Origin of the sequence: Nocardia neocaledoniensis, assembly GCF_029868625.1 — a bacterium.
GTDB classification, from domain to species: domain Bacteria; phylum Actinomycetota; class Actinomycetes; order Mycobacteriales; family Mycobacteriaceae; genus Nocardia; species Nocardia neocaledoniensis_A.
This window is the reverse complement of sequence record NZ_JARWOJ010000098.1, coordinates 1-4,688: the sequence shown is the minus strand read 5'-3', so window position 1 is coordinate 4,688 and position 4,688 is coordinate 1. Positions and strand designations below refer to the sequence as shown.

Below are 4,688 nucleotides of genomic sequence, written 5' to 3'. Positions count from 1 at the left end.
CGCCGCGCGACCGCGGCGCGGCGGCGCGAGGGGGCTGCGGGGGAGGGGTGCGATCTTCTCGCGCCGGTGTTGACCGACCGCGGCTACGTCGGTGCGGGGGGTGGGCGGGCGTCGGTGGTGCCGCGCACCCCGGAGTGGCGCGGCACGACTGTGCAGGTGGCCGGGTTGTGGCCGTTCTGCGTCGGGGCCAGCGCCCCAACTGCGGGCGTGCCGGTCGGCAGTCACTACATCACCGGTGCCCCGGTGCATTTCGACCCGATGTCATGGTTCCTGCGGGGATTCATCACCGCGCCGATCGCGTTCGTGTTGGCGCTCAACGGGTTCGGTAAATCCTCGCTGATCCGACGCATCATGACCGGCGCCGTCGCGGCGGGGGAGACCGTGCTGTGCATGGGCGACACCAAAGGCGAATACCGCGACCTCGTCGAGCGCCTCGACGGACAAGTCGTCGACGTCGGCTACGGCCACGGCACCATCAACCCCCTCGACGTCGGCGCCCTCGGCGCCGTCATCGCCGCACTCCCCGATGCCGATCAACGCCGCCAGGTGATGGCACGGGTCGAAGCCGGGCAGATCAACATTGTCGCCGGGTTGATCGAGCTGGTGCGCGGCGGCCGGGTCGAGGACTACGAGGAGGTGCTGCTCGCCGCTGGTCTGCGCGAGCTCTACAGCCCAGCTGGTGGTTTCACCCACGAGGACCCGCCGCTGCTGGAAGACCTGTTGGCGGTGATCTCGGCGGGCGGGGAGCGATTGCGTGCGTTCGCCGAGGAAGACGACGAACTCGCCTACCGGACGGCGACGAAACCGTTGCGCCGGTCGATGCGTGCCTTGGTCGAAGGACCGTTCGGGGCGATCTTCAACGGCCCCACCACGACCCGCCTGGATCTGTCGAGTCCCGCGATCTGCATCGACATCTCCCGCATCCCCGAAGGCGACACCAAACTGCTGGCCGCGGTCCTGATGACCTGCTGGTCCGACGGATTCGGCGCCGTCGCCGCCGCCCACGCCCTCGCCGACGCCGGACTGGCCCCCGCCCGGACGTTCGAGGTCGTGATGGACGAGATCTGGCGGGTGCTCGGCGTCGGGGAATTCATGGTCGACCGCGTCGACGCACTGACCCGCCTCAACCGCGGCCTCGCCACAGGGCTGATCATGTGCTCGCACACCATCAAAGACCTCGCCGCCTTCGATTCCCCCGCCGCACAAGCCAAAGCGCTCGGCTTCTTCGAACGAGCTCGGGCGAAGATCATCGGCCCGGTCGGCCCCGAAGAAGCCCACCGCATCGCCGCAGTCGCGGGGATGACCGACACCGAGAAACTGCTGGTCACCTCCTGGGCAGCGCCACGCCCACCCAGCGACGACGACCTCGACACCACGCGACGCGAAACACCGCCCGGCACCGGCTGCTATCTGCTCAAGACCGGGGAAGCCGAACAACCCGGCATCCCCTTCCGGATGGTGTTCACCCCCACCGAACGCGACTCCGAGATCCACAACACCAACCGCCGCTTCGACAACCTCGGCCAAACCCCCACCAGATCGGTGAGCCCGCGATGAGCGGCGCCGCTCGCGCAACGACCGCAGCCCTGGGCGCGGTCGTGTTGCTGATCGTCCTGCTCATATTCGCCGGTGTCGCCCAGGAGCAGAACTGTGCGCCGTCGACGTCGTCGAAAGGGAGTTCCTCGGCGTCGGATGGAACGAGGACGATGCCGATGGCTGAGGGCACCTACACCCTGACCTCGGGTTTCGGAATGCGGTGGGGCACAACGCATCAAGGCCAAGAATTCGCCGCCGCACCCAAGACCCCGATCTACGCGGTCGCCGACGGGGTCGTGGTGCGGGTGGGTGCGGCGAGCGGGTTCGGGATCTGGGTGGTCATCGACCACAACATCGACGGCGAGATCGTGTCCTCGGTCTATGGGCACATGTTCGCCGACGACGTCGAGGTCGAACAAGGCCAGAGCGTGGGGATCGGGCAGCTGATCGCCGGAGTCGGCTACAACGGTCAGACCGTCCCCGAAGGCCCGGACGGTGCACACCTACACCTGGAAATCTGGACCGGCGGAGGCCGATTCGGCGGCGGCACCGCAGTCGATCCGATGCCGTGGCTGCAGGGTGGGTCGGCGCCGACCAGCCCGGTCGGATCGACCGATGTCGCACCGTCGACGACGCCTACCCTGGGTGGCGGCACGGGGATCGAGGCCGGTGCAGCAGCAGGGGCCGAGTTGGCGCCGATGCCCGCGTCAATCGGGTCCGAGCGCGGATTGCAGGTCGACACGATCCGGTTGGCCCGCACCATCGTTCAGCAGTTTCCGCAGGTGCGTGAGATCGGTGGGCAGCGTGAGGATCCGCTGCCCGATCACCCGAGCGGGCGGGCGATCGACATCATGATCCCCGATCCGACGTCGGGGCAGGGCAAAGCGCTCGGCGATCGGATCGCCGACTTCGTGATCACCAACGCTGCCGCGTTGCGCATCGACTACCTGATCTGGCGCCAGACCTACCGCTCGGCCACCGGCGAATCCAACCTGATGGAAGACCGCGGCGGGACCACCGCGAACCACATGGATCACGTCCACGTCACCACCTTGGGCGGGGGATATCCCGACGGCACACCGATCGGCCCGGTCACCACGGACTCCGCGCGTGCTGCGACCACGACGGTGTGTGGGCCCGCCCTCGGCGACACCGACCTGGACCACGGCACGGTCCCCGAGGAACTGCTGGCCTGGTATCAGCTGGGTGGGACCGTGTGTCCGCAGATCACCTCGCCGTTGCTGGCGGCGCAGGGCAAACAGGAATCCGGGTTCCGGCGAGGGCTCACCTCCCCGGCGGGTGCGCAGGGGTTGGCCCAGTTCCTGCCTGGTACCGCGACCGCGCTCGCCACCGACGGGCAACCGTATGTGATCGACGCTGACGGCAACGGTGTGGCGTCGGTGTGGGACGACGGCGACGCGATCATCGGCCAAGCCCGCTACATGTGCGGCATCGCCGACAAGGTCGACACCTGGATCAGTGAGGGCAAGGTCGTAGCCCCCAACGGGCCAGCCGAGCTCTACCTCGCCGGCTACAACGCCGGCGAACACGCCGTGCTGCACTCGGGCGGATTCCCCACGGGCTCACCCGATTACGAGATTCAGACCCGCCCGTACGTGGCCAACATTCTCGCGACGGCCACCCAGATGACGACGACGCTGAGCTGAGGACAGCATGAGGAGCCGTCTTTCTCTCGCCGCTGTGACCGTCGGTATCGCGGCCGTCGTGATTGCACTCACCACGGTACTGACTGGCGGCGCCGACGACCCCGGGCCCACGTCCGATACGCACACCCCCGGTGCCGCCCACGTGGAGGGGCCCGAGCCCGAGGACGCCGACGCGGTGACCGTCGCCCAGATGGGTTTGGCGGCCATGTTCTCCTGGCAGCCTCGTGCTGACCCCGACCCTGGTGCCGGGTTGGTTCGTGCAGCGCCGTGGCTGACCGGCGAGCTGGCCGCGGCGGCGGGCAACGGCCCCGCGATCGGGTTGGCGCCGCTACGGGAATGGGCGGGGTGGCGCGACAGCAACGACATCATCTCCGCCCTGGTCGACGCCGAGCAGCCGGAAACCGGCGGGTCGGGACCGACGGTCGCGGCGACGGTGACCCAACATGTGCTCCACCACGACGGGTCCACCACCATGTACCGGCGGATGCGGGTGACCGTCACGGTTGCTGAAACCCCGCAGGGGTGGCGGATGTCTAGCTACCGCATCACCTCGGTGGCCGATCATGGTTGAGCGCACAACACCCCGCGACCCGGCCCGTCCTGTGCTGGCCGCGGCACCTTACAACCTCGATGGCCGGGGTGCGGTGCTGCTGCATCGTCGGATGGCGGCGCTGATCCATAACGTCAGCGTCGATTTGAGGCAGTTGGCGCGGGAACCCCACAACCGCACCAAGACGTTTCGGGATCTGTCGGTCGTGGGTCGCGTCGTGCATGAGCAAGCGGTGGCGATCGGTGTCCCCGCAGACTGGATCGCTCACGCGAAGAAGGCTGGTCAGCAAGGTCGCAGAGCAACCGAGGCAGTTTCGCTGCCGCCACGACGTCCGGCGGCACGGTCGCTGCTGATCGCCCAGCTCCATCACCAGGTCGACACACTGGCGACCCTCGCTGCGGTGGGCCCAGTTCGCCGCGACCGCGCTGCGGTGACTGTGCAGGCCTCGGACAAGTTGGCCGAGCATTTGCGGTTGCAGTGGATGCGGGTCGCGATGGTCGCCACCGCCCTGGACGTCACCGAGGCCGAAACCAACGGTTGGTGGTCGCTCGAGGCGACCGACTGGCGAGCACGCCTGGACCAGATCTCGCAGCAGTCGGCACCCGATCAGGGGCGTCAATGGCGCGAACTCACCCACGTGGGCCGGGTCCGTGAAGGACGTGTCCGGGTCGCGGCGATGCGCATGGTCGGCATCGACCTCGCCCGCAGCGCACCCCACCAACTGCCCCCAGCCCCGCACATGCTCGAAACCGCCGCCGAAACCACCCGGCACACAGCCCCTTTAGAACCCGACAGTGGCGCGGGGATCGGTGCCGCGATCGCCGCCACCGGCATCGAGGACAGCTACGGCATCGCAGACGGCGACCTGTTCGACCTTCCGCCTCCTGGCGAGGTTGCGCACCCACAGCTCGAACCAGATTTCTGACCGATCGCTC

The 4,688-nt window shown here is 68.5% G+C and carries 4 protein-coding genes; all 4 read left to right on the top strand.

The features are described 5' to 3' along the window. The coding region (locus tag QH270_RS06770) for a hypothetical protein (protein ID WP_280339574.1) at nucleotides 1–1,557 on the top strand (1,557 nt) is incomplete at its 5' end. 155 nt (nucleotides 1,558–1,712) lie between these two features. After that, a complete protein-coding gene (locus QH270_RS06765; protein ID WP_280339573.1) occupies nucleotides 1,713–3,203 on the top strand; it encodes a peptidoglycan DD-metalloendopeptidase family protein in 1,491 nt (496 codons plus the stop codon). Between the two features lie 34 nt (nucleotides 3,204–3,237). After that, a complete protein-coding gene (locus QH270_RS06760; protein ID WP_280339572.1) occupies nucleotides 3,238–3,774 on the top strand; it encodes a hypothetical protein in 537 nt (178 codons plus the stop codon). After that, complete coding sequence (locus QH270_RS06755) at nucleotides 3,767–4,678, top strand: hypothetical protein (protein WP_157105010.1); 912 nt, start codon at nucleotides 3,767–3,769, stop codon at nucleotides 4,676–4,678. Before QH270_RS06760 ends, QH270_RS06755 begins: the two co-directional genes overlap by 8 nt. Nucleotides 4,679–4,688 lie beyond the last annotated feature (10 nt).

Bases quoted from the DNA above. Each gene is read 5' to 3' on its own strand.
- QH270_RS06765 (WP_280339573.1), top strand. From the start codon at position 1,713: ATGGCTGAGGGCACCTACACCCTGACCTCGGGTTTCGGAATGCGGTGG.
- QH270_RS06755 (WP_157105010.1), top strand. From the start codon at position 3,767: ATGGTTGAGCGCACAACACCCCGCGACCCGGCCCGTCCTGTGCTGGCC.